Origin of the sequence: Falsiroseomonas sp. (assembly GCF_051859025.1) — a bacterium.
Taxonomy (GTDB): domain Bacteria; phylum Pseudomonadota; class Alphaproteobacteria; order Acetobacterales; family Acetobacteraceae; genus Falsiroseomonas.
The window spans coordinates 53,486-71,581 of the sequence record NZ_JBHYGL010000006.1 but is presented as its reverse complement, the minus strand read 5'-3'; the positions used below and the strand labels follow the sequence as shown (position 1 = coordinate 71,581).

18 protein-coding genes are annotated in these 18,096 nt (G+C 70.5%); 10 read left to right on the top strand and 8 right to left on the bottom strand.

All coding sequences use genetic code 11. The features are described from left to right. Window positions 1-22: 22 nt before the first annotated feature. Both ACTIE5_RS08700 and ACTIE5_RS08695 read right to left on the bottom strand, forming a co-directional pair. Window positions 23-1,540, bottom strand: coding sequence for a S41 family peptidase (locus ACTIE5_RS08700; RefSeq protein WP_439549303.1), 1,518 nt, complete (start codon window positions 1,538-1,540; stop codon window positions 23-25). A 78-nt stretch (window positions 1,541-1,618) separates the two neighbouring features. After that, a complete protein-coding gene (locus ACTIE5_RS08695; RefSeq protein ID WP_439549302.1) occupies window positions 1,619-2,968 on the bottom strand; it encodes a murein hydrolase activator EnvC family protein in 1,350 nt (449 codons plus the stop codon). 117 nt (window positions 2,969-3,085) lie between these two features. On the opposite strand from ACTIE5_RS08695, the gene ACTIE5_RS08690 reads away from it, so the two are divergent. From ACTIE5_RS08690 to wrbA, 3 genes are all read left to right on the top strand, one after another. After that, complete coding sequence (locus ACTIE5_RS08690) at window positions 3,086-4,609, top strand: acyl--CoA ligase (protein WP_439549301.1); 1,524 nt, start codon at window positions 3,086-3,088, stop codon at window positions 4,607-4,609. 58 nt (window positions 4,610-4,667) lie between these two features. Then, window positions 4,668-5,645, top strand: coding sequence for a 2-dehydropantoate 2-reductase (locus tag ACTIE5_RS08685; RefSeq protein WP_439549300.1), 978 nt, complete (start codon window positions 4,668-4,670; stop codon window positions 5,643-5,645). A gap of 104 nt (window positions 5,646-5,749) precedes the next feature. After that, the gene (gene wrbA, locus ACTIE5_RS08680) at window positions 5,750-6,367 is read left to right on the top strand and encodes an NAD(P)H:quinone oxidoreductase (protein ID WP_439549299.1); all 618 of its coding nucleotides are present in this window, start codon (window positions 5,750-5,752) and stop codon (window positions 6,365-6,367) included. Window positions 6,368-6,429: 62 nt separating this feature from the next. On the opposite strand, the gene ACTIE5_RS08675 is transcribed toward wrbA, so the two are convergent. Both ACTIE5_RS08675 and ACTIE5_RS08670 read right to left on the bottom strand, forming a co-directional pair. Further along, window positions 6,430-7,200 carry a fumarylacetoacetate hydrolase family protein gene (locus ACTIE5_RS08675; protein ID WP_439549298.1) on the bottom strand — a complete coding sequence of 257 codons (771 nt, stop codon included), beginning with the start codon at window positions 7,198-7,200 and terminating at the stop codon, window positions 6,430-6,432. A gap of 28 nt (window positions 7,201-7,228) precedes the next feature. Beyond that, window positions 7,229-8,446: an MFS transporter gene (locus ACTIE5_RS08670; protein ID WP_439549297.1), complete on the bottom strand. Its 1,218-nt coding sequence runs from the start codon at window positions 8,444-8,446 to the stop codon at window positions 7,229-7,231. A 126-nt stretch (window positions 8,447-8,572) separates the two neighbouring features. Here ACTIE5_RS08670 and ACTIE5_RS08665 point away from each other — a divergent pair, with 126 nt between their 5' ends. Genes ACTIE5_RS08665 through ACTIE5_RS08645 form a run of 5 tightly spaced genes read left to right on the top strand, consistent with a single transcriptional unit; the run spans window position 8,573 to window position 12,555 of the window. Beyond that, window positions 8,573-9,415 carry a polysaccharide deacetylase family protein gene (locus ACTIE5_RS08665; protein ID WP_439549296.1) on the top strand — a complete coding sequence of 281 codons (843 nt, stop codon included), beginning with the start codon at window positions 8,573-8,575 and terminating at the stop codon, window positions 9,413-9,415. After that, a complete protein-coding gene (locus ACTIE5_RS08660; RefSeq protein WP_439549295.1) occupies window positions 9,415-10,194 on the top strand; it encodes an SDR family NAD(P)-dependent oxidoreductase in 780 nt (259 codons plus the stop codon). The genes ACTIE5_RS08665 and ACTIE5_RS08660 overlap by 1 nt, the downstream gene beginning before the upstream one ends. A 1-nt stretch (window position 10,195) precedes the next feature. Further along, on the top strand, window positions 10,196-11,017 hold the full coding sequence (locus tag ACTIE5_RS08655) for an alpha/beta fold hydrolase (RefSeq protein ID WP_439549294.1): 822 nt from the start codon (window positions 10,196-10,198) through the stop codon (window positions 11,015-11,017). Between the two features lie 11 nt (window positions 11,018-11,028). Continuing rightward, entirely contained in the window at window positions 11,029-11,592 is a 564-nt protein-coding gene (locus tag ACTIE5_RS08650; RefSeq protein ID WP_439549293.1) for a carboxymuconolactone decarboxylase family protein, read from the top strand. 3 nt (window positions 11,593-11,595) lie between these two features. Continuing rightward, window positions 11,596-12,555: a Bug family tripartite tricarboxylate transporter substrate binding protein gene (locus tag ACTIE5_RS08645; RefSeq protein WP_439549292.1), complete on the top strand. Its 960-nt coding sequence runs from the start codon at window positions 11,596-11,598 to the stop codon at window positions 12,553-12,555. Here ACTIE5_RS08645 and ACTIE5_RS08640 read toward each other — a convergent pair. The 3 genes from ACTIE5_RS08640 to ACTIE5_RS08630 are packed head-to-tail and all read right to left on the bottom strand — an operon-like array spanning window position 12,545 to window position 15,344. Further along, window positions 12,545-13,540 carry a ketopantoate reductase family protein gene (locus tag ACTIE5_RS08640; protein WP_439549291.1) on the bottom strand — a complete coding sequence of 332 codons (996 nt, stop codon included), beginning with the start codon at window positions 13,538-13,540 and terminating at the stop codon, window positions 12,545-12,547. The genes ACTIE5_RS08645 and ACTIE5_RS08640 overlap by 11 nt on opposite strands. Then, window positions 13,537-14,352 carry an alpha/beta fold hydrolase gene (locus ACTIE5_RS08635; protein ID WP_439549290.1) on the bottom strand — a complete coding sequence of 272 codons (816 nt, stop codon included), beginning with the start codon at window positions 14,350-14,352 and terminating at the stop codon, window positions 13,537-13,539. The genes ACTIE5_RS08640 and ACTIE5_RS08635 overlap by 4 nt, the downstream gene beginning before the upstream one ends. A 17-nt stretch (window positions 14,353-14,369) precedes the next feature. Beyond that, entirely contained in the window at window positions 14,370-15,344 is a 975-nt protein-coding gene (locus ACTIE5_RS08630) for a Bug family tripartite tricarboxylate transporter substrate binding protein (RefSeq protein ID WP_439549289.1), read from the bottom strand. Window positions 15,345-15,523: 179 nt separating this feature from the next. Between ACTIE5_RS08630 and ACTIE5_RS08625 the strand changes: the two genes are divergently transcribed. Together ACTIE5_RS08625 and ACTIE5_RS08620 are read left to right on the top strand one after the other, a co-directional pair. Continuing rightward, window positions 15,524-15,943, top strand: coding sequence for a CBS domain-containing protein (locus ACTIE5_RS08625; protein WP_439549288.1), 420 nt, complete (start codon window positions 15,524-15,526; stop codon window positions 15,941-15,943). A gap of 38 nt (window positions 15,944-15,981) precedes the next feature. Then, the gene (locus tag ACTIE5_RS08620; protein WP_439549287.1) at window positions 15,982-16,953 is read left to right on the top strand and encodes a catechol 2,3-dioxygenase; all 972 of its coding nucleotides are present in this window, start codon (window positions 15,982-15,984) and stop codon (window positions 16,951-16,953) included. Here the strand turns inward: ACTIE5_RS08620 and ACTIE5_RS08615 are convergent. Continuing rightward, the gene (locus ACTIE5_RS08615) at window positions 16,944-18,041 is read right to left on the bottom strand and encodes an alpha/beta fold hydrolase (protein WP_439549286.1); all 1,098 of its coding nucleotides are present in this window, start codon (window positions 18,039-18,041) and stop codon (window positions 16,944-16,946) included. The genes ACTIE5_RS08620 and ACTIE5_RS08615 overlap by 10 nt on opposite strands. Between the last annotated feature and the right edge of the window lie 55 nt (window positions 18,042-18,096).

Sequence of the window (18,096 nt, the reverse complement as noted above, 5' to 3'; positions counted from 1 at the left end):
CGGCCGCCAGGCATCGGTGGTGTCAGCGCTGGACGCGGCGCTGCGGCTGGGCGGGGGCGGCGGCGATGGCGCGCAGCAGCTGGGCCGCCTGTTGCAGCTGGTGGTCGGTCTCGGGCTTGGTCGGGTCGAAGGCAGGGGCGCCTTCGGCCGGGGCGCGCACGACGCGGTCCAGAACGCCGGCCGGCAGGTTCAGCGGCGGCAGGGGCGGCGGCGCGGGCTGCGGCGTGGCGGCGGCGCGTTCGCCATCGTTGCGCAGCGCGCGGCGCAGGTCGGCTTCGCGGTCCCGCGCCGGGGCGTTGGGGTCCACGCGGGCGGCGAGCACCTCGATATCCGGCTCGATCCCCGTCGCCTGGATGGAGCGGCCGGAGGGGGTGTAGTAGCGCGCCGTCGTCAGGCGGATGGCGCCCTGGCCGGGGATGGGCATCACGGTCTGGACGCTGCCCTTGCCGAAGGATTTCACGCCCATCACGATTGCGCGACGATGGTCCTGCAGCGCGCCGGCGACGATCTCGGATGCGCTGGCGGAGCCGGCATTGACCAGCACGACCATCGGCAGCCCCTGCGCGATGTCGCCCGGACGGGCGTTCCAGCGCTGGGCGTCTTCCGCGCGGCGGGCCCGGGTGGAGACGATCTCCCCCTGGTCCAGGAAGTCATCCGCCACCTGCACGGCCTGGTCGAGCAGCCCGCCGGGGTTGTTGCGGAGGTCGAGGATGACGCCCCGAAGATTCGTGCCGGCCTGGTTGCGCATGGACGTCATGGCGCGGCGCAGCGCGCCTTCTGTCTGCTCGTTGAAGGAGGACAGGCGGACATAGGCGATGTCGTTGCCTTCCATCCGGAAGCGGGCGACCTGCGGGCGGATGACGTCGCGCGTCAGGGAGAGTTCAACCGGGCGGGCTTCGCCTTCGCGCCGGATGGTCAGGCGGATGGCGGTGCCGCGTTCGCCGCGCATCTGCTCCACCGCTTCCTGCAAGGTCAGGCCCTGGGTGGACTGGCCGTTGAGGTGGGTGATGAGGTCGCCGGGCTTCACGCCGGCACGGGCGGCGGGGGTGTCGTCGATCGGGGAGATGACCTTGACGTACCCCCCCTCCTGCGTGACTTCGATGCCGAGGCCGCCGAATTCGCCGCGCGTCTGCACCTGCATGTCGCGGAAGCTGCGCGGATTCATGTAGCTGCTGTGCGGGTCGAGGCCCTGGAGCATCCCGTTGATCGCGTTCTCGATCACGTCGCGGTCGGTGACGGGTTCCACATATTCGGCGCGGATGCGTTCGAAGACATCGCCGAACAGGTTGAGCAGGCGGTAGGTCTCCGCCCGTCCGCCATCCTGCGCCCAGGCCTGGATGGTGGGCAGGGCGATCAGCGGGCCGATCACGGCGCCTGCGACGAAGGCCGCGGTGACGGCACCGAAGGTGCCGAGGCGACGGCGCCGCGATACCGGTGGCGCGGCCGTCACGCCAAGCCCGACAGGGGAGGCGCCGAGATTCGGGATCCGCGCAGCCTTGGGGGTGCGCCGATCATCCTGCTGTCCAGACACGTCGCTCATGCGACCACCCGCATCCTTGGGTCCCGGGCTGGAAGGCCCGTGACCTGACCAATATGACCCGGGGTTATGACCCCGGGGTTACCCCCGCGCCGCGAACCAGGGCCGCGGATCGACAGGCTGACCGTTGCGTCGCAACTCCACATAGAGGGAACCGCCCGCAGCGCCAGCCCCGCCCAATACCCCGATCGGCTCCCCCGCCAGAAGGCGCTGCCCGGCGGAGGCGTCAAGCCGTTCGAGGCCGGCCAGAACAAAATGGTATCCTGCCCCGCAATCCACAATCAACAGAAGCCCGAAGGATCGGAACGGGGCGGCGAAGACGGCGCGGCCATTGCAGGGGGAAACCACCCGGGCGCCACCCGCCGCCGCATAGGTCAGGCCCCGATGCGGGCCACCGGCGACGGCTTCCCCCCATTGGGTCGCGATCCGGCCGGAGACGGGGACGGCGCGGCCGCCGGTCGGTACCACGGGGGCGGCGGCCTGGCGGGGGGGCGGGTCATCCCGCGCGGGCGCGCGGCTGGCGGTGCGGTTGCGGGCCTCCGCCCGCGCTTCCGCACGGGCTTCCTCTGCCGCGCGTTCGGCGGCGCGGGCGCGGGCGGCTTCCGCCAGCCGGCGTTCGCGGGCTTCCTCGGCCGCACGGCGGGCGGCCTCGGCGGCGCGGGCGGCGGCATTGGCGCGTTCCTCGGCCTCCCGCCGCACCCGTTCCCGTTCCAGGCGCGCCAGCACATCGGCCAGGTCGCCGGCGCGGGCGGCGGCTTCCGCGGAGCGGGTGGCGGCGCGTTCCTCCTGCTCCTCCGCCGCGCCGCGGCGGCGGCGGGCCTCGGCCAATTCCTGCTCCAGCGCGGCCTCGGCCTCCCGCGCCGCGGCCTCGGCGGTGGCGAGCGACTCGGCCTCCCGCACCGCGCGGCGCTCGGCATCCTGGGCGGCCTGCTCGGCCAGGCGCAGCGCGGCGGCCTCCTCCTCCAGCCGCCGGACCAGGCCGCGGAGGACGAGGGCGCCGCGCAGCGCGTCCTCGGGTTCCCCCGGCACGGCCAGCACGGTCTCCGCCGGCCAGAGGGAGAGGCGGAGCATGACGGGCAGCAGCGGGCGCAGCGCGGCGGCGCGGCGGGACATTTCCGCGGCGGCGGCCTGGCCGTCGCGCCGGGCGGCGATCAGATGCTGGCGGGCTTCCTCCACTGCGGCTTCCGCGGCCTGGGCGCGGGCGGCGGCCTCCACCCGGCGCTCCGCCAGGCGGATCTCCTCCTCCGCCAGGGCGCGGGCGCGTTCGGTGGCGGCTTCCGCGGCGCGGCGGCGTTCGGTGGCGGTGCGCTCGGCGTCCCGCACATCGCGCGCGGAAGGCTGCTGCGGGTCGCGCGCGGGGGATTGCGCCAGGGCCGGGGAAGCCAGCGTGGCGAGGAGGCAGGCCGGCAGCATCCATCGGCGGATCGTCACATCCGTTGCCTAGCACCGGGGAAGGGGGCGGGGCCAGTTCGGCCGCCGCCGGCGTGACTCTTCCGTGCCGCTGGCCTGCCCGGCATACTCCTGCCCAACACAGGGGAGACTTCCACCATGGCTGCCTACCGCACCACTGCGGAACTGCTGCAACAGGGGAAGGGGAACGCCGCCGCCATCCGCGCGACGGAGGGGCGGGCCGCACTGACCTATGACGGGCTGCGGGCCCTGGCGGCGGCAACGGTGGCCGCGCTGAACGCGCGCGGCATCGGGCGCGGCGACCGGGTGGCGATGGTGCTGCCGAACGGGCCGGAAATGGCGACCGCCTTCGTGTCCGTGGCCGCCGGCGCCACCACCGCGCCGCTCAACCCGAGCTATCGGGGCGAGGAATTCGAATTCTACATCGACGATCTGAAGGCGAAGGCGCTGATCGTCCTGAAGGGCAACGAGACGCCGGCGCGCGGCGCTGCGGCCAAGCTCGGCGTGCCCATCATCGAACTGGTGCCGGATGCCGCGGGCGGTGCGGGCGCCTTCACGCTGGAGGGCGGGCCCGCCGGCAGCGCGGCCTTGCCGGGGATGGCGGTTGAGGATGATGTGGCGCTGGTGCTGCATACCTCCGGCACCACGGCGCGGCCGAAGATCGTGCCGCTGACGCAGGGCAATATCTGCGCCTCCGCCCGGCACATCGGCGCGACGCTGGCGCTGACGCCGGCCGATGCCTGCCTCAACATCATGCCGCTGTTCCACATCCATGGGCTGATCGCGGCGGTGCTGTCATCCCTGGGTGCGGGCGCTTCCGTGTGCTGCACGCCAGGCTTCGATGCGCTGAAGTTCTTCCGCTGGATGGATGAGGAAAGGCCGAGTTGGTACACGGCGGTGCCGACGATGCACCAGACGATCCTGACGCGGGCCGAGCGCAATGCGGAGATCATCAAGCGCGCGCCGCTGCGCTTCATCCGATCCTCCTCCGCATCGCTGCCGGGGCCGGTGATGAAGCAGCTGGAGGACGTGTTCGGCGTGCCGCTGGTGGAGAGCTACGGCATGACGGAGGCGAGCCACCAGATGTGCTCCAACCCGCTGGCGGGCCCGCGCAAGCCGGGGCTGGTCGGGCTGCCGGCCGGGCCGGAGGTGGCGATCATGGATGATGACGGATCGATCATGGCCAAGGGGGGCATCGGGGAAGTCGTGATCCGCGGGCCGAACGTGACCAAGGGGTATGAGGCGAACCCGGAGGCCAACGCGAAAGCCTTCACCAACGGGTGGTTCCGGACCGGGGACCAGGGGATGTTCGACGAGGACGGGTTCCTCATGCTCACCGGCCGGTTGAAGGAACTCATCAACCGGGGCGGCGAGAAGGTGTCGCCGCTGGAGGTGGATGGCATCCTCTCCGACCACCCGGCGGTGGCGCAGGCGCTGACCTTCGCGATCCCTCACGCCAAGCTGGGCGAGGAAGTCGGCGCGGCGGTGGTGCTGCGGGAGGGCATGGAACTGACGGAGCGCGAATTGCGCGACTTCGCGGCCAAGCACCTGGCGGATTTCAAGGTGCCGCGGAAGGTCGTGTTCCTGCCGGAAATCCCGAAGGGGGCGACGGGCAAGCTGATGCGCATCGGGCTGGCGGAGAAGCTGGGGCTTTCGCTGTGACCGCCCCCGATGGTCGGAGGGGCGAATGCCCCGGAGAGCTGAATCGGTGGCGCAAACCATGAAAATCTGCGTTTTCGGCGCCGGCGCGATCGGCGGGCTGATGGCTGCGAAGCTCGCCGCCAAGGGGGATCACGAGGTCACGGTCATCGCCCGTGGCCCGCACCTCGCCGCCATGCAGCAGAAGGGCCTCGTGCTGCGGAGCGAGGGCACGGAGATCACCGTGCCGGTCCGCGCCGTGGCGACCGCCGATGAAGCCGGCGTGCAGGACTATGTCGTCGTCACGCTGAAGGCGCATTCCCTGCCGTCCGCGGCGAAGCAGATGCAGCCGCTGCTGGGGCCGGAGACGGCGATCGTCTCCGCCGTCAACGGCATTCCCTGGTGGTATTTTCACAAGCTCGCCGGGCCGCATGAAGGCCGGCGCGTCGAGAGCGTCGATCCCGGCGGCGTCGTCAGCGAATTGCTGGCGCCGTCGCGAGCCATCGGCGCCATCGTCTATCCGGCGGCGGAGGTGCCGGAGCCCGGTGTGATCGAGCATACCTATGGCGACCGCTTCACGCTGGGGGAGCCCGATGGCAGCCGCAGCCCGCGCGTGGCGGCACTGAGCGAGGCGCTGATCGCTGCCGGGTTGAAGGCGCCGGTGCGGCCCAAGATCCGGGACGAGCTCTGGGTCAAGCTCTGGGGCAACATGGCCTTCAACCCGATCAGCGCGCTGACGGGCGTGACGCTGGATGTGCTGATCGGCGATCCCGGCCAGCGCGGCGTGGCGCGGGCGATGATGCTGGAAGGCCAGGCGGTGGCGGAGAAGCTCGGCGTGCGCTTCGCCATCGATGTGGACAAGCGCATCGCGGGGGGTGCCGAGGTCGGCGCGCACAAGACCTCCATGCTGCAGGACCTGGAACGGGGCCGGCCGATGGAGATCGATGCGCTGCTGGGCGCCGTGGTGGAACTGGCCGCGCTGGTGGAGGTGCCGGTGCCAACCTGCGACACGGTGCTGGCGCTGGTGCGGGCCAGGGCGCGGGTGGCGGGCTGCTACTGAGGGATCATCCGCCGCGTTTCTGATCATCATCACCATGGGCTGATGGCGGGGTGCCGTCAGCCCCGGCAAGACGTTCCCATCCTCAATCCGATGGGAGTGGCCCGATGACCCGCGTGCTCGTGCTCTACTATTCCGCCTATGGCCATATCGAGGCGATGGCGCAGGCCGTGGCGGAGGGCGCCCGCGCCGCCGGCGCCGAGGTGGACATCAAGCGCGTGCCGGAACTGGTGCCGGAGGAAGTCGCGCGGAAGTCCTACTACAAGATGGACCAGGCCGCGCCGGTCGCCACGGTGGATGAACTGCCGGGCTACGACGCCATCATCTTCGGCAGCGGCACGCGCTACGGCAGCGTGACGTCCCAGATGCGGAACTTCATCGACCAGACCGGCGGTCTCTGGGCGAAGGGCGCGCTGAACGGGAAGGTGGGGTCGGTGTTCACCTCCTCCGCCACGCAGCATGGCGGGCAGGAGAGCACGATCCTGACCTTCCTGCCGACGCTGATGCATCTCGGCCTGATCATCGTGGGCCTGCCCTATGCCTTCCAGGGGCAGATGGGCGTGGGCGAGGTGAAGGGCGGCAGCCCCTATGGCGCATCCACCATCACGGATGGCGATGGCAGCCGGCAGCCTTCCGCGGTGGAGCTGGATGGCGCGCGCTTCCAGGGCAACTACGTCGCCAAGGTGGCTGCGGCGGTGAAGGCGGGCGGGAACCTGTTCGGGTGATTGCAGGGGGAGCGTTGCTCCCCCTCGCCAGGGTCCAACCGGACCCTGGACCGGGAGGTTTTTCAGCCGCCGAACACGTTGCGCAGTGTGCCGATGCCCTCGATCGTGACCTCCACGGTCATGCCAGGGCGCATCGGCAGCGCGCCGACGCTCGTGCCGCAGGCGATGAGGTCGCCGGCTTCAAGCGTCATCTCCCGCGACAGCAGCGACACGATCCGCGCCGGCGGGATGATCATGTCGGCAGTCGGATAGTCCTGGCGCACGCGGCCATTCAGGGAAACCTTCACGCGCAGCGCTGACCAGTCGAGATCCGTGGCGATGGCGGGGCCGACGGGACCGAAACTGTCCGCGCCCTTGGCGCGTGCCCATTGCGGGAAGGAGGGATCGGCCGTCAGCGTATCCAGCGCCGTCACGTCATTCACGCAGGTCAGGCCGAAGATCGCGGCGGCGGCTTCCTCCTCCGTCGCGTTGGAGACGCGCTTGCCGATCACCAGGCCGAGCTCCCCTTCATAGATCACGCGGCCGGTGTAGCCGGGTGGCGGCGCGATGGTGACGTCGGGGCCTACGATGCTGCGCGGCGACTTCAGGAAGAACAGCGGTGATTCGGGGTGGGAAAGCCCCTGCTTCGTCGCGGCCTCGGCGAAATTGTTCCAGAGGCCGATGAAGACCGTGGGGCGGACGGGGGACAGCAGCGTCGCCTCCGCCAGCGGGAAGGGCGCGCCCTCGGGCGCGGCGGTGGCAAAGAGGTCGCCGGTGTGGGGCTGGATGGCATCGCCCTCCAGCGTGCCGAAGCCTTCCATCCCGTTGCGCGCGTAGCGGACCCAGAGCGTCATCGCCGTTTCTCCCGTGTGCCGCGAAGCTCTACCCGCGGCGGATGGCGCGCCGCAACAGCAGCGCCGCCCCCAGCCCCACCACGCCGAGCTGCCCCGCCGCGACCAGGAAGGCGAGCGTCCAGCTGCCCGTCAGCGACACCATCAGCGCGAAGAAGACGGGGGCGGCGAGGTAGCCGAGGAAGGTGAAGAGCGTGGAGCCGGATGTCGCGGCAGCGACCTGCGCGGGCTGCACCAGGCGCGCGACTTCCGACATGTAGATGCCGTTCCAGCTGGCTGCCACGAAGCCCGCCAGGCCTGACAGTGTGTAGATCAGCCAGGGCGCCGCATCGTCCGGCATCAGCGCGAAGGCGATGCCGGCCGCGCAGGCGACGCCCGCCTGCACCAGCAGGTTGAGCGAAGGCTGGCCCGTGCGGTCTGCGAGCCAGCCCAGCAGGATGCGCGCCACCACACCCGCGCCCTGCATGCAGGCGAAGGCGGTGCCCGCCTGCACCAGGCCGATGCCGTGGTCCAGCGTCAGCCAGGTGACGGTGAAGGTGAAGAGGCAGCCCTGCAGCGTCGCGAAGCTCATCGCCAGCACGGTCAGCGGCGGCAGGGCGCGATGCAGGCCGAGTGCGGCGATGGGCGCCAGCCAGGTGGAACGGCGGAACAGCGTGAGCAGCGTGATGCGCTGCGTCGGATCGCGTTCGACGTCGAGCGTGCGTTCCAGCGGCTGGATAATGGCGGCGGCCAGCAGCGCGACGGCGATGGTCGCCAGCAGCGCCGTCACCCAGCCGAAATGCGCGGCGAGCGGCGCGGTAGCGAGGCCCGCCAGCGCGCCACCCAGCGGTGCGCCGGCCTGCTTGACGGAGAAGATCAACGTGCGGTGGCCGGGCGGCGCCGTCGCCGCCAGGATGCGGCTGCCCGCGGGCGGCGAAGGCCCGTAGCCGATGCCGAGGAGGAGGGAGGCCAGCACCAGCGCCGCTGGCGATCCCGTGGCCGCCACCAGCATGGCGATTGCGGAAAGCGCCGCGCCTGCCTGCAAGGTCCTCACCGGGCCGAAGCGCGCCAGGAAGGGCCCGCCCAGCAGCAGGAACAGCACGGTGCCCAGCGCGACGAGGGCCGCGAGGTTGCCGATCGCCTCCGGCGGCAGCCCCGCGCTGGCGGTGATGAGCGGCGCGACCACGGGCAGGGATTGCGTGAGGAAGGAGGCAACGGTCTGCATCAGCAACGTGGCCGACAGCGCAGCGACCCAGGCGGGTATGCCCATCAGGCAACGGCCGAGTGTTGCAGGGGCAACGCCTTGCGGCGTGGGGGGGCGGCGTTCATGCTCGACGAAGGATAGTCACGTCATGCACGCGGCGCGAGGCCCTGCGCGCGCCTGCGGGAGTTGCCCATGCCACGCCACATCGCCTGCCTCTCGTTCGATTTCGATACCTGGTCGGGCTTCGCATCCCGCGGCATGACGACGCCGACGCCGGTGTCGCGCGGCGAATTCGGCGTGGTGGGCGCGGGGCGGATCCTGGACCTGCTGGGCAGCCGCGGCATCAAGGCGAGCTGGTATGTGCCGGGGGTCGTCATCAAGACCTATCCGCAGGCCTGCGAGCGCATCCTGCGCGAAGGGCATGAGATCGGCCATCATGGCTGGAGCCATGTGCCGCCCGCCGCGCTGGAGGCGACGAAGGAGGCCGATGAATTCGCGCTGGCGGTGGAGGCGATCAAGCAGCTGCAGGGCAAGGGGCCGGTGGGCTATCGCTCGCCCTCCTGGGACCTCAGTGACCGCACCATCGACCTGATCCGCGAGCATGGCTGCCAATATGACAGCAGCATGATGGGGCATGACTGCCAGCCCTATTTCGCGCGGCGCGGCGATGTCTGCGTCGCGGACGCACCGCTGCAATTCGGGGAGGTGACGGATCTGGTGGAGATCCCGATCTCCTGGTCGCTGGACGACCATCCGCATTTCGAATTCTTTCGGGTCGGCGGCGCGGTGATGCCGGGCCTGGCGAATGCGAATGCGGTGCTGGAGAACTGGCTGGCGGATTTCGAATACATGACCCGCACGAATGAATGGGGGATGCTGGTCTTCACCTTCCACCCCTACGTCATTGGCCGCGGGCATCGGATGATGATGCTGGAGAAGCTGATCGACGGCGTCACGAAGATGGGCGCGGAGTTCCACACGCTGGAACAGGTGCAGCAGGAGTATCGGGATCGTGTGAAGGCGGGGATCGCGTGATGCTGGCGGGGAAGGTTGCCTTCATCTCCGGCGGTGGCGGCGGGATCGGCAGCGCGGCCGCGCGGGCCTTCGCGCAGGCGGGGGCGGCAGTGGTGGTCGCGGATGTGATGGCGGACCGCGCGGAGGCGGCGGCGCGATCCGTGACCGAGGCCGGCGGCCAGGCGCTGGCCGTGACGATGGATGTGACGAGCGATGAGAGCGTCGCGGCCGGGGTGGCGGCGGCGGTGGCGCGCTTCGGGCGGATCGATTTCCTCTACAACACCGCGGGTGGCACGGACCCCGCGGACGGGCCGGTGACGGAAGTGCCGCTGGAGGCCTTCGATCGCACCATCAACCTCGATTTGCGGGGCACCTTCCTGTGCTGCCGCCACGCCATCCCGCACATCATTGCGGCGGGCGGGGGCGCGGTGATCAACATGTCCTCCGGCGCGGCGCTGCGGGGCGCCAACCCCGCGCATTGCTACAGCGCGGCCAAGGGCGCGATCCTGTCGCTGACGCGCGCGCTGGCGGGGCATTACGCGAAGCAGGGCGTGCGGGTGAACTGCATCGCCTCCGGCCGCGTGATGACGGAACGCGTCATCCGCACCTTCGGTACGCTGGAGGAAGCGGCAGTGCCGGGGCGCGATCCGCAGGACCCCGTGAACCGCATGAAGGAATATCCCTTCTGGATCGGCGATCCCGAGCATATCGCGGCGACGGCGGTGTTCCTGGCCAGCGACGCCGCGCGGATGATCACAGGCGCCACCATTCCCGCCGATGGCGGCAGATCGGCCTATTGAGATGACGGAACGCGCCCACTTCACCACCAGCGATGGCGAGCGGATCGCCTACTACATCGATGACTTCACCGATCCCTGGCGCACGCCCCCGGTGATGCTGCTGCTGCATTCCGCGATGGGCAATTCGCAGCGATTCTATTCCTGGGTGCCGGGCCTGGCGCGGCATTTCCGGCTGGTGCGGATGGATTTGCGCGGGCATGGCGCCTCCTCCGTTCCCGCTGCCGACAAGCCTTTCGACATGGCCCGGCTGGTGGCCGATGTGACGGAGTTGATGGCGCTGCTCGGCCTCGATGCCGCGCATGTCACGGGCAATTCGGCCGGCGGCTATGTCGCGCAGAATCTGGCGCTGCAATTCCCGGAGAAGGTGCGGAGCCTGGCGCTGGTGGGATCGACGCCGGGCCTCAGCCCCAGTGCTCGGGGATGGCTGACGCGCATTGCGGAGGAGGGGCTGACACCCTTCCTCACGAAGACCATCGCCATGCGCTTCGACCTGGCGACCAGCGATCCCGGCTTGGTCGATTGGTTCCTGAAGCAGACGGCGGAGAATGATCCCGCCTTCCTCGCCCGCTTCATCGGCTACAACACGACGCAGGATTGGAGCGGCGAGCTGCACCGCATCGCCTGCCCCACGCTGGTGATCTTCCCGGGGGACGAGACGGTGGGGGAGGCGAATGTCTATGACCTCATGCGCGACCGCATCCCCGATGTGCGCATGGCGGAATACGAACACATGCCGCACAACATCGCGGACATGATGCCGGACCGCTGCGTGGCGGATATTCTGCAGTTCCACCGTGACAAGTTCGGCCATCCGACATCCTGAGGAGTGACCCCATGCGACTGCCGGACGCCGATCCCGCGCAATCCCCCGAACTCGCCGCGGCCTATGCGGAATTCCTCCGCACGCGGGGCATCGTCTCCAACGTCATGAAGTCCTTCGCCCATGCACCGGCGGGGCTTTCGGCCATCGTCGATCTCGGCAGCTATTGCCGCTACGGCACCGACCTGACGGAGAAGCAGAAGGAGCTGGTAATCCTCATCACTGGCCGCGGCGTCGCCTATGCCTGGCATCACCACGCGCCGCTCGGCCTGAAGGCGGGGCTGAGCGAGGCGCAGTTGCAGGCGCTGCGTGATGGCCAGGTGCCGGACGGGCTGGAGGAGGCGGAGAGCGCGCTTTCCGCCTATGTCTTCGCCTATGCCGCGCTGAAGGGCGTGCCGGCCGCGATCTTCGTGCGGATGCAGGCGGCGTTCTCCGCCCGGCAGATCACGGATGTGAACATCACCGCGGGCTACTACCTCTGCCTCGCTTCCTCCATCATCGCGATGGAGGTGCAGCCGGATGCGCCCCAGGTGCTGGATGCCGCCACGAGTTTCCACGCCACCGCCGAAAGGGCCTGAGCCATGATCCGCCGCCGCACCCTGGCCCTGGCCGCGCTGGCCATGCCGACACTGGCTTCCGCGCAGGATCGCTGGCCGCGCCGGCCCATCACGGTGATCGTCGCCTATCCCGCGGGGGGTGCGAACGACATCGTCGCGCGATCGGTGGCGGAGCCGATGCGGGCGGTGCTGGGCCAGCCGCTGGTGATCGAGAACAGGGGCGGTGCGGCGGGCACGCTGGGCGCGGGGCAGGCGGCGCGGGCGCCCGCGGATGGCTACACGTTGTTCATGGCGGCGGGCGCACACACGCTGGCGCCGGCGCTGATGCGCAACCTGACCTACGACATCGCCGCGGATTTCCGCCCCATCAGCCGCGTCGCGGCATCGAGCTTCATGCTGGTGACGCGGCCGGACCTGCCGGCGACCGATGTCCCCTCCCTCATTGCCCTGCTGCGGGCGGCGCCGGGGCGCTACAACTTCGCCTCCTCCGGCGCCGGCGCGCCGCCGCATTTGGCCGCCGTGCTGTTCCAGGAGATGACGGGCACGCGGATGGAACATGTGCCTTATGCCGGCGATACGCCCGCGCTGACGGATCTGACGGCGGGGCATGTGGACCTCGGCTTCATGTCGCTGTCGGCGGTGAAGGCGCTGGTGGATGCGGGGCGGTTGAAGGCGCTGGCGGTGACGGACCCCGCGCGCAACCCGATCTACCCCGCCATCCCGACCGTCGCGGAAGCCGGGCTGGCGGGCTACGAGATCGGCACCTGGTGGGGGCTGGTGGCGCCCAGGGGCACGCCGGATGAGGTGATCGCGCGCACCAATGCCGCCGTGGTGCAGGCGCTGCGCGCGCCGGATGTGCTGGCGCGCTTCAGCGAACTCGGCATCACGCCGGTCGGCAGCACGCCGGAGGAATTCGGCACGCGCATCCGCGCCGATGTCGAGCGCTTCGGCCGCATCGTGCGGAGTGCGGGGCTCAGCCCGTAAGGGTAGAGAGCGCTTCCAGCCGTTCGATGACGCCCTGGTTGACCGGCGCGGCAAGCCCGTGCCGGTGTGCCTGTTCGACCACCGCGCCGTTGATCAGCGTCACTTCGGTGCGTCGGCCGCGCGCCAGATCCTGCGCCATGCCGCTGGTGGCGGCGGGATCGACCTTCTTCCCGTAGGCCAGCAGCCCGGCATCCACCGCCGAGGCGGCGGCCGCATCGCCGCGGGCGGCCGCCATCCAGGCGGCGCCGGGGATGCCGCAGATGGCGTCGAGCGTGATGCCGGCGGCATCGGCCACCGCCACGACTTCGAGCGCCACCGCCTGCATCTCCGCCCGCATCGGCGCTTCCGTGAACAGCGCATGCAGGTTGGTGCGGCGAAGGGCGCAAAGCGGCGAGGTCATGGCGTTGAAGACCAGCTTGGTCCAGCGCGCGCCGGGCAGGTCATCCACCGCTTCCGCTGTATCCACCTGGGCGAGGCGCGTGACCATCGCCTGGATGCGCGGCGTGGCGGGGCCGCTGACCTCGCCAAGCCGGAAGCTGGCCGGGCCGCCATCCCCGCGGCGTCGGTGGCGTTGCAGGCGGCCGGGCGCGACGAGGTTGGCGAAAAGGCCCGTGACGATGCAGCCTATCACGCGATCCGCGCCGATCCGCGCGGCGAGGTCGAGATCCGCCAGCGCGTTGAGCGTGACGAGGTAGGGCGCGGCGTGCTGGCCCGCCAGCGCTGCGACCATCGCCGGCGAGTCCGCGAGCTTGGTGCAGAGGATCACGAGGCTCGGTGCCATCGCCGCCACGTCTGCGGGGCTTTCGATCATCGGCAGGTCGATGCGGAAATCGCCGGAGGGTTCCTCCACCGCCAGGCCGTGGGCGCGGATCGCATCCCGGTTCGGCGCCCAGGGCTCCAGCACCGCCACGGCTTCACCCGCGCGCGCCAGATGCGCGGCGATGTAGCCGCCGACGGCGCCGGCACCGACGACGAGGATGCTCATCCCTGCGCCGCCAGGAAGCGCAGCACTTCCCGCGCGCAACGCTCCGGCGCGGCATCGCCGATGTTGTGGGGCATGCCGTCATATTCGACGAGTTCCGCCCTCGGGATCGCCCTGGCCATCACCTCATAGGTGTTGTTCTCGCCGATCGGCTCATGGCCCGGCGCGACGATCAGGGTCGGGCAGGTGATGCGGGGCAGATCGTCGGTCCAGTCGCGCGACGACATGTGGGTGACGAAGCGGCCGATCCAGGCAGGATCATTCGCGCCGACCTGGCGGCAGAACCAGTCCACCAGGGCGGGGTCGGCGTCGGGGCCGAAGCGGTCGCTGGCAGTGGCGCGGACGAAGGCCTCGATGCCCACCTTGCCGATGCGCTCCGGCCAGGTGGCGGCCTGCGTGCCCTTCAGGCCGGGGGTGGAGGCGAAGAGGCTGAGGGTGGCGACACGCTCCGGGCTTTCCATCGCCAGGCGCTGGCCGACATAGCCGCCGGCGGAAAGGCCCACGACATGCACGCGCGGCACCGCCAACAGGTCCAGCAATTCGCGCGCATCCTGCACCAGCCGCTCCAGGCTGAAGGGTGTGTCGGGGCCCGGGATTTCCGACGATCCGTGCCCGCGCAGTTCCATGCTGATGGTGGCGTGCTGGCGCGCGATGATCGGCGTCCATGCATACCAGCGGCGATAGCGGCCCATCGCGGCATGCAGCATCAGCACGGGAATCCCCTGGTCGCGCCAGGGATCGGTGAAGTCATCGACCCGGTAGGCAAGGCTGATGCCGTCGCTGCTGGTGAAGCGCGACAGGGTCGGTTCGATCATGGGTAGTGTCTTCCTGCTCAGTCGGGCCGGATATTGGCGGCGCGGATCACGGCGGTGAAGCGCGCCGTCTCTCGCGCAATGGTCTCTGCGTAGCGCGCGGCACCCGCACCGGCGGGCACGAAGCCGAGGTCGTTGAGGCGTTGCTTGAGGTCGGGGCGCAGCACGGCCTCGTTGAAGGCGGTGGCGAGCCGGTCGATCACGGGCTGCGGTGTACCGGCGCGCGTCAGCAGGCCCCAATGCGTGTAGAGATCGACGCCGGGCAGGCCGAGTTCCTTGAAGGTGGGCACATCGGGGAAGGCATCGGCGCGCGTGTCGCCCGTGACCGCCAGCGCGCGGACGCGGCCACTGGCGATATGCGCGGCGGAGGCGCTGAGGCCGTTGACGCCGAGCGGCACATGGCCGGCGATGAGGTCGTTCATCGCGGGGCCCGTGCCGCGATAGGGCAGGTGCGTCAGGTCGATGCCCGCCTCGGTCTTCAGCATCTCCCCCACCAGATGAGTCGGCGCGCCATTGCCGCCGGAGGCATAGGCGAGCGTGCCGGGCCGCGCCTTGGCCAGCGCGATCAACTGCGGCAGCGTCGCGGCAGGGACGGAGGGATGCGCCAGCAGCACGACCGGCGCATAGGCCAGGATGGTGATGGGCGCGAAATCCCGCGCGGGGTCATAGGGCAGGGTCGGCAGCAGGCCGGGGTTGATGACGAAGCTGCTGTCCAGCGCCACCAGCGTATAGCCATCCGGTTCCGCCCGCGCGGCGATCTCCGTGCCGACGACGCTGGCCGCGCCGGGGCGGTTCTCGATCACCAACTGCTGGCCGAGGGCGCGGGTGACGAAGGGCTCCAGGATGCGGATCAGGTTGTCGGTGCCGCCGCCGGGGCCGAAGGGGATGACGACGCGGATCGACCGCGTCGGGAAGGCAGGCTGGGCCGCGGCGGTGCCGGCCAGGGCGGCCGCGCCCATCGTGCCGAGGAGCGCGCGGCGGGAGATGCTGGTCATGGCCCGATGTCCCTGCTGTATCCCAGCAAGATTGCGGGCGCGGGCCGGGCCGCGCAAGGCCGTTCGCCGATCGGAAAGCGAGCGATGCCACCAGCGCGGCATCGGCGCGTTGCGGTGGATCAAGGCGGCGTCGCCCGGGGGCGCGCAGGCTGTCGCGGAACCAGGGAGGAGGCCTTGCGATGCGTGACCGCACGATGGGTGATCTGGTGAAGGACCAGCAGCCGCTGGCGCTGCCGCCGGGGACGAGCGTGGCGGAGGCCTGCGCCGCCATGCGCGCACGCCGCGTCGGCGCGGTGCTGGTGGTGGAGGGCGACCGGCTGGTGGGCATCTTCACCGGCCGCGACGCGCTGCGCTGCCTGGCGGAAGCGCTGGACGCCACGGCCACCACGCTGGCGCAGGTGATGACGGCGCAGCCCACGACACTGCCGCCGCATCAGGGCGCGATGGAGGCGTTGCGGGTGCTCGACGATGGCGGCTTCCGGCACTTGCCGGTCTGCGAGGAGGGGCGCGTGGTCGGCATCGTCTCCCGCTACGATTTCCGGGCGCGGGAGCATGCGCGGCTCGATGAGGAAAGCGGCTTCTTCGAACGGATGCGGTGATTGTAGGGTGGCACCCGGATTCGAGAGGGGCTGCCGCCATGGAAACGCCGGAACCGGTCTGGGACATCGCCCATCTCGGCCATGTCGAGATGCTGACGCCGAAGCCGGAGGAGAGCCTGCGCTTCTTCGTCGATGTCATGGGCATGACGGAGGCCGGGCGGCGGGGCGACAGCGTCTACCTCCGCGGTTGGGATGATTACGAACGCTATTCGCTGCAACTGACGGCGAGCACGACGTCGGGCCTCGGCCACGCCGCCTTCCGCACGCGCAGCCCCCAGGCGCTGGCGCGGCGCGTGGCGGCGCTGCGCGCGGCGGGGCATGAGGTCTGGGCGCATGAGGGAGAGTTCGGCCACGGCACGGGCTGGCGCTTTCGCGACCCCGACGGGCATGTCTTCGAGATCTACTACGACACCGAATGGTATGAGGCGCCGGAGGCGCTGCGCCCCGCGCTGAAGAACCAGGCGCAGCGCTTTCCCGCCCGCGGCGTGAATGTCCGCCGGCTGGATCACTTCAACTGCCTGGCCGTGGATGTGCGGGCGTGCCGGGAATTCTTCGAAAGCAACCTCGGCTTCCGCTGCACGGAGCGGATCGAACTCGACAGCGGCGAGGAAGCGGGGATGTGGCTGACCGCCACCAACAAATCCTACGACTTCGCCTTCACCAAGGAAGCGCATGGCGTACGCGGCCGTTTCCACCACGTGACCTTCGCGCTGGACAGCCGTGAGGCGATCCTCCAGGCGGCCGACGTGTTCCTGGAGCACGGCGTCTTCATCGAGACGGGGCCGCACAAGCACGCGGTGCAGCAGACCTTCTTCCTCTATGTCTGGGAACCCGGCGGCAACCGCGTGGAGGTGGCGAATGCCGGCGCCAGGCTGGTGCTGGCGCCGGATTGGAAGACCATCACCTGGACGGAAGCCGAGCGCCGGAAGGGCCAGGCCTGGGGGTTGCAGACGATCAAATCCTTCCACACCCACGGCACGCCGCCGCTGCCGGACGGCGACTACGACTGAAGGAAATCGAGCAGCAGGGATGCGGTGATCGCCGGCTGTTCCTGCTGCACCCAGTGGCCGGCACCCGGCACCAGATGGGCGCCGCGGAACGCCGCGCAGGCGGTTTCCTGCATGCGGGTGAAGGCGCCGGGGAACTGGTAGGTGCCCCAGTCGCTGGCGCCGCTGATGAACAGGCACGGGATTTCGATCCGCCTGCCGCTGAACAGCGTCAGTTCCGCCGCATTCGCGCCGCCGGTGTTGCAACGGTAGGATTGCAGCCCGCCCTGGAAGCCGGTGCGCGCGTATTCGGCGGCATAGACCGCAAGGTCGCTGTCGGGGAGCCAGCCATTGGCCGCGATCTCGGCGGGGGACGGCATGAAGGGGTCCACCGCCTCCGGCATCGTCGCGTGGAGGGGCATGATGTAGTAGTCCGGCATCTGCGCGAGTTCGGTCGCGGTCCAGCCCTTCAGCGGATAGGGCTTGTTGCCCGGCCAGTCCGCCGATTTGTGGTGGTAGTAGGCGCGCAGGAAGGCGTGCAGGCCCTGCGGCGCGTGGTTCATGTCGGATGCCGCGGGGCGCGTCGCGTAATACCATTGGTAGTGCTTCCGGGGCGGCGTCAGCGCGGCCATCGCGGCGTGCACATCCTCCTGCGGCGCGGGGTTGCGCGCGGGCGGCCCCGCGAAAGGGGACGACATCAGGGCCACGCGGCGGAAGATGTCGGGGCGCACCAGCGCGCACCAGGCGGCGACGGGCGATCCGAAATCATGGCCGATCACGGCATGGGTGCGGGCGATTCCCATCGCCTCCAGCAGCGCCAGCGCGTCGCGCACGAAGTTCAGCATGTGGAAGGGGGCGAGCGGCGCGTCGTATTCCGCGGCCCAGCCCGTGGTACGGCCATAGCCGCGCTGGTCCGGCGCGACCACGTGGTAGCCCGCGGCGGCGAGCCTCGGCATGACGTGGCGCCAGGAGAAGGCGAGTTCGGGGAAACCGTGCAGCAGCAGCAGGCAGGGCCGCCCCGGATCGCCGGCTTCCAGCACATGCATCGAAAGGCCGTTCACGCGGGGAATGACGCGGCTGCGGATGCCGGGCGGCAGGGGCAGGGGGGTCATGCGGCGTGGTTCCTCCGGTGGGTTGTCGTGGTGGCGGCTGCCGCCCACACTCGCC